We start from the raw sequence: 5,241 nt of genomic DNA, 5'->3' as shown, positions 1-5,241 counted from the left end.
GGCCACGGCCGGTGTCGTTCGGTTCAGGCTGCCGGGTGGCGGTCATCCCGCGGCGGTGACGCGTGTCGCCAGCCCGGGTCGCCGGTGGCGGCCTTCACGTTGCTCAGCGCCTTACCGGGAACCCTTGGCGTTCGTCGTGCGGACATCCGCGCACCGCGTTGCGACGGGCGGTCACGGGTGTCCCGGCACCGTTCCGGCATGCCGTTCGGGCGCCTCGTCACCGCGCTCGTCGGCCCCGGACGGAGAACAGGAGGGTCGCGACGTCCCGGGCGGTCGGGTCGTCCAGGCCGGCGACGAAGGCGTCGAGGTCCTCGGCCCGTACCAGGCCACTGTCGACCAGCCGGCCGCCCTGCAGCCGCATCCGTTCGCGGATCAGCTCGTTGCCCAGCGGGTGCTGGCCCGGGCCCAGCGGGGTCACGCGGACCTCCACCGAGGACAGGCCGGCTCGGGCGAACGTCGAGGGAAGCCTGCGGCCCCAGTGCATGTCGGCGCCCTGTGCCCGCCACCCCGCCAGGTAGGCGCCCAGCACGGCGCGGGCCGCCTCGGTGGGGGCGTGCTCGCCCGGCAGGTAGTAGAAGTCCTCGACGACCAGCCAACCACCCGGAGCCAGCCACTCCACCGCGCGCCGGAGCACGGCCTCGGGGTCCGGCAGGTGCTCGAACGTCGCCCTGGCCAGGATCAGGTCGAACGACTCCGGCTCGAAACGCGCCGTCGTGACGTCCTGCTCGCGCACGGTCAGGTTGGGGGCGCGGCCGGGGTCGATCCCGCTCGTGTCCAGGTCGACCGCCACCACGGTGGCGGCCTTCTCGCTCAACCAGTACGACATCGATCCCAGGCCGGCACCCAGTTCCAGGCAGCGCCACGTGCGGTCGAGGGGCAGGGTCGCGACGACCTCGCGGGTGATGGGGTCGTAGATGTCCTCCCACAGCTGCCCGAGCGCGTGTTCGACGGTGGTCATGCGTGCACTCCTTCCCGCGCGATGGTTTCCACGACGTGGCAGACGAGGATGTCCGGCGGTCTCAGCTCGTGCCGGGTGACCTCCTCGCGTGCGCCGTTGATGTTCGGGTCCTCCGTCCACGCCCGGAACGACGATTCGTCCACCCAGGTCGGGTAGTTGACGAACGTGCGGCCGTCGGCGCTGAGGTACGGGGTCGCCGAGATGAAACCGGGGAAGTCCCGCTTCCACCGGCCGCTGCCGGCCAGCAGCTCCAGCACCGCGGCCGCGGACTCGGGCCCCGCGAGGTAGCGGGTCGCCACCACGACGACGCCCGGCTCCCGCCCGGCCGCCGGCCCCTCCAGCCCCGGCGCGGGTGTCCCCTCGAAGACCGACGCCGTGGGACCGGGCACGTCCGGCCAGGCGTCTACTGTGGACTCGCGGTCCTGCCATTCGGTGCGCTGCACCACCGTCCCGCCGTCCGTGCTCACGTGGATGCGCGCCGAGACGAACCCCGGTGCGGCCCGCAGCGTCGTGTGGGCGTGGCGGCGCAGGGCGGCGACGACCACCTCCGCGTCGTCGGTCCGCGCGGTGTGGAAGGTGACGAAACCGGCTCGTGTCATGGTGAACTCCTCAGTGGAAGCGTTCCGCGTGTTCCTCGGCCCACGTCCGGAACGTGCGTGCCGGCCTGCCCAGCACCTCCGGCACGGTCGGCGACAGCAGTTCCGGTTCCCGCGTGAGCATGGCGAAGTAGTCCAGCGCGCCGTCGGCGTAGGCCGGTGGCCAGCCGGCGGCGACCATCTGCTCCCGCGCGGCGGGCGCGGGAACGTCCTCCCACTTCAGGTCCCGGCCGAGCACCTCGCCGATGACGGACACCTGCTCCTGCTGGGTGAGCACCTCGGGCCCGGTCACCAGGTACTTCACGCCGGCGTGCCCGTCGCCGGTCAGCGCGCGCACGCCGACGGCCGCGAGGTCCGCCTCGTGCACGGGCGTCCTGGCCGCCGTGCCGTACGGGAAGCGGACCACGTCACCGGTTCGGACCTGGGCGGCGAACCCCAGGGCGTTGGCCATGAATCCCGTGGTGCGCAGGAAGGTCCACTCGAGGTCGGTCGCCTCGAGCAGCTCCTCGAGGTAGGCGTGGCAGTTGTTGTCGCGGCGCTCCAACCCGATGTGCACGCCGACGGAGGAGACGAACACGACCCGACGCACCCGCTCGGCGAGCACTTCCACCACCGCCGGCGCGGTCGTCACGTCGAGCGTGAAGAAGGGCCACATCAGGAACACGTCGGTGATCCCGTCCAGCGCGGCCGCTACACTGTCCACATCGGACAGATTACCGACGTGTCGCTCCACCGCGGCCGGAAGCCGGTCGGCGGCCGGGTCGTCCGGGAGGACCAGAGCGCGGACGCCCGCTCCCGCGTCCAGCAGCCCGGCCACGGCGTGTGGGCCGACGTTGCCGGTCGCGGCGGTGACCAGCACTCGCGACTCGGTGGGCATGGTGGTTCCTCTCTCTCGTGCCTGCGCCTCGCTTCGGATGTAGCCGCCGGCGCTTCCACCGCCAACCGCTCCTGACTTCCGGTTGTCGTTGTCGTACACGGCGTTTGACGAATTTGACACTCCTCTGACCAACCGCCCGCGGCACCTGACCGTTGGCCTTGACAGCCGTGCGCGGCTCCGGAAACTCGCTGCCGGAACCCCGACTGCCCGAGGAGAGAGGAACATGGACGCCGACGTGATCGTGGTGGGAGCCGGTCCCGCCGGGATGATGCTCGCCGGAGAGCTGCGGCTCGCGGGGGTGGACGTCGTCGTGGTCGAGCGGCTGCCCAGACGCAGCGGCGAGTCCCGCGGCCTCGGCTTCACCGCCCGCACGATGGAGGTCTTCGACCAGCGCGGCCTGCTGCCCCGCTTCGGCGACATCGAGGTCAGCACGCTGGGACACTTCGGTGGCCTGCCGGTCGACTTCGGCGTGCTGGACGGCGCGCACCAGGCGGCGAAGACGATTCCCCAGTCCCAGACCGAGACGGTGCTCGAGGAGTGGGCGAGCGAGCTGGGCGCCGACATCCGCCGCGGCCACGAGGTCGTCGGCCTCACCCGGCACGACGACCGGGTCGAGGTCGAGGTGCGCGGGCCGAACGGTGTGCACCGGTTGTCCGCGCCCTACCTGGTGGGGTGCGACGGCGGCCGCAGCTTCGTCCGCAAGGCCGCCGGTTTCGACTTCCCCGGCACCGCCGCGACGATGGAGATGTTCCTCGCCGACGTGCGTGGTCTGGACCTGGAGCCCCGCATGATCGGGGAGACGCTGCCCGGCGGGATGGTCATGGTCGGCCCGCTGCCCGGCGGCGTCACCCGGCTGATCGTCTGCGAGCGCGGCCGCCCGCCGCGCCGGCGCGAGACCCCGCCGGAGTACCGGGAGGTCGCCGACGCCTGGCAGCGCATCACCGGCACGGACATCTCGCACGGCGAGCCGGTGTGGGTGAGCTCGTTCGGGGACGCCACCCGGCAGGTCACGGAGTACCGGCGTGGCCGGGTCCTCCTGGCCGGCGACGCCGCGCACATCCACCTGCCCGCGGGTGGACAGGGCATGAACACGAGCATCCAGGACGCGGTGAACCTGGGGTGGAAGCTGGGCGCGGTGCTCCGCGGCAGCGCCCCGGAGTCCCTTGTGGACACCTACCACACCGAGCGGCACCCGGTCGGCCGGCGGCTCCTGCTGAACACCAGGGCGCAGGGCCTGCTGTTCCTGTCCGGCCCGGAGATGCAGCCGCTGCGGGACGTGATGACCGAGCTGATCCGGTACAACGAGGTCAGCCGGCATCTCGCCGGCATGGTCAGCGGCCTGGAGATTCGCTACGACATGGGCGGCGGCCGGCACCCGTTGCTCGGCATGCGGATGCCGGCGGTGGAGCTGGTCGGGCCCGAGCACAAGACGACCAGCGCCGAGGTCCTGCACACCGGCCGCGGCGTGCTGCTCGACTTCACCGACAACCCCCGGTTGCGCCGCCGCGCGGCCGGGTGGCGGGACCGGGTCGACGTGCTCACAGCCGAGCCGCGGGGCATGTCCGCGGACGGGCCGCTCGCCGGGACCGCCGCGGTGCTGGTCCGCCCGGACGGCTACGTCGCGTGGGCCGCGCCGGGCAGCGCCGGTGACCTGCCGATGGCGCTGGAGCGCTGGTTCGGCCCGGCCTGGTGACCCCAATCGTTCTCGCAGTTTTGTCCCAGCGCAGCAAGGAGTGACGATGCACAGCACCCTGATCGTCGCCCGGATGGATCCGCGCGCCGACGCGGAGGTCGCGGCACTGTTCAAGGAGTTCGACGAAACCGACATGCCGCACCGGATGGGCACCCGCCGCCGGCAGCTGTTCAGCTACCGGGGCCTCTACTTCCACGTGCAGGACTTCGACGACGCCGACGGCGGCGAGCGCATCGAGCAGGCCAGGACCGATCCGCGGTTCGTGCGGATCAGCGAGGACCTCAAGCCGTTCGTCCAGGCGTACGACCCGCGGACCTGGCGGTCGCCGGCGGACGCGATGGCGAAGCGGTTCTACCACTGGGAGGCACCGCGATGACCGGGCGCCGCGTCGTCATCACCGGCATCGGCGTGCTGGCGCCGGGCGGCGTGGGCACGAAGAACTTCTGGAGCCTGCTCACCGACGGCCGCACGGCCACGAGGGGCATCACGTTCTTCGACGCCTCCCCGTTCCGGTCCAGGGTCGCCGCCGAGATCGACTTCGCGCCGGAGGAGCACGGGCTCGGCCCGCAGGAGGTCCGTCGCATGGACCGGGCCGCCCAGCTGGCCGTCGTGGCCGCCCGGGAGGCGGTCGAGGACGGCGGACTGGAGGTCGAGGAGCTCGACCCGTTCCGGCTCGGCGTCACGATCGGCAGCGCGGTCGGCGCGACCACGAGCCTCGACCAGGAGTACCGGGTGGTCAGCGACGGCGGCCGGCTGCACCTGGTCGACCACCGGTACGCGGTGCCGCACCTCTACGACTACCTGGTCCCCAGCTCGTTCGCCGCCGAGGTGGCGTGGGCCGTGGGCGCACAGGGGCCGGCGACGGTGGTGTCCACCGGCTGCACCTCCGGCATCGACTCGGTCAGCCAGGCCGTCGAGCTGATCCGGGAGGGTTCCGCGGACGTCATGGTCGCCGGCGCCACCGACGCGCCGATCTCGCCCATCACCATGGCCTGCTTCGACGCCATCAAGGCGACGACGCCGCGCCGTGAGGACCCGGAGCAGGCCTCGCGGCCCTTCGACGGCACCCGCAATGGCTTCGTACTCGGCGAGGGCTGCGCGGTGTTCGTCCTGGAGG

6 protein-coding genes are annotated in these 5,241 nt (G+C 72.4%); 3 read left to right on the top strand and 3 right to left on the bottom strand.

Features of this window, described 5'->3' with window-relative positions; all coding sequences use genetic code 11:
- Positions 1-217 precede the first annotated feature (217 nt).
- Genes ACJ73U_RS06025 through ACJ73U_RS06015 form a run of 3 tightly spaced genes read right to left on the bottom strand, consistent with a single transcriptional unit; the run spans position 218 to position 2,431 of the window.
- A complete protein-coding gene (locus tag ACJ73U_RS06025; RefSeq protein ID WP_407776521.1) occupies positions 218-958 on the bottom strand; it encodes a class I SAM-dependent methyltransferase in 741 nt (246 codons plus the stop codon).
- On the bottom strand, positions 955-1,557 hold the full coding sequence (locus ACJ73U_RS06020) for an antibiotic biosynthesis monooxygenase (protein WP_407776520.1): 603 nt from the start codon (positions 1,555-1,557) through the stop codon (positions 955-957). The genes ACJ73U_RS06025 and ACJ73U_RS06020 overlap by 4 nt, the downstream gene beginning before the upstream one ends.
- Positions 1,558-1,567: 10 nt before the next feature.
- Complete coding sequence (locus ACJ73U_RS06015) at positions 1,568-2,431, bottom strand: NAD(P)H-binding protein (RefSeq protein WP_407776519.1); 864 nt, start codon at positions 2,429-2,431, stop codon at positions 1,568-1,570.
- Between the two features lie 223 nt (positions 2,432-2,654).
- On the opposite strand from ACJ73U_RS06015, the gene ACJ73U_RS06010 reads away from it, so the two are divergent.
- The 3 genes from ACJ73U_RS06010 to ACJ73U_RS06000 form a co-directional block, all read left to right on the top strand.
- The gene (locus ACJ73U_RS06010; RefSeq protein WP_407776518.1) at positions 2,655-4,124 is read left to right on the top strand and encodes an FAD-dependent monooxygenase; all 1,470 of its coding nucleotides are present in this window, start codon (positions 2,655-2,657) and stop codon (positions 4,122-4,124) included.
- Between the two features lie 46 nt (positions 4,125-4,170).
- The gene (locus ACJ73U_RS06005) at positions 4,171-4,500 is read left to right on the top strand and encodes a TcmI family type II polyketide cyclase (RefSeq protein ID WP_407776517.1); all 330 of its coding nucleotides are present in this window, start codon (positions 4,171-4,173) and stop codon (positions 4,498-4,500) included.
- Positions 4,497-5,241: beta-ketoacyl-[acyl-carrier-protein] synthase family protein (locus tag ACJ73U_RS06000; protein WP_407776516.1), on the top strand; the 745-nt coding region annotated here is incomplete at its 3' end. The genes ACJ73U_RS06005 and ACJ73U_RS06000, both read left to right, overlap by 4 nt.

Origin of the sequence: Actinophytocola sp. (genome assembly GCF_045807065.1) — a bacterium.
Taxonomy (GTDB): Bacteria; Actinomycetota; Actinomycetes; order Mycobacteriales; family Pseudonocardiaceae; genus Actinophytocola.
This window is presented reverse-complemented; position numbering and strand designations above follow the sequence as displayed.

Bases quoted from the DNA above. Each gene is read 5' to 3' on its own strand.
- ACJ73U_RS06020 (WP_407776520.1), bottom strand. From the start codon at position 1,557: ATGACACGAGCCGGTTTCGTCACCTTCCACACCGCGCGGACCGACGAC.
- ACJ73U_RS06010 (WP_407776518.1), top strand. From the start codon at position 2,655: ATGGACGCCGACGTGATCGTGGTGGGAGCCGGTCCCGCCGGGATGATG.
- ACJ73U_RS06015 (WP_407776519.1), bottom strand. From the start codon at position 2,431: ATGCCCACCGAGTCGCGAGTGCTGGTCACCGCCGCGACCGGCAACGTC.
- ACJ73U_RS06005 (WP_407776517.1), top strand. From the start codon at position 4,171: ATGCACAGCACCCTGATCGTCGCCCGGATGGATCCGCGCGCCGACGCG.
- ACJ73U_RS06025 (WP_407776521.1), bottom strand. From the start codon at position 958: ATGACCACCGTCGAACACGCGCTCGGGCAGCTGTGGGAGGACATCTAC.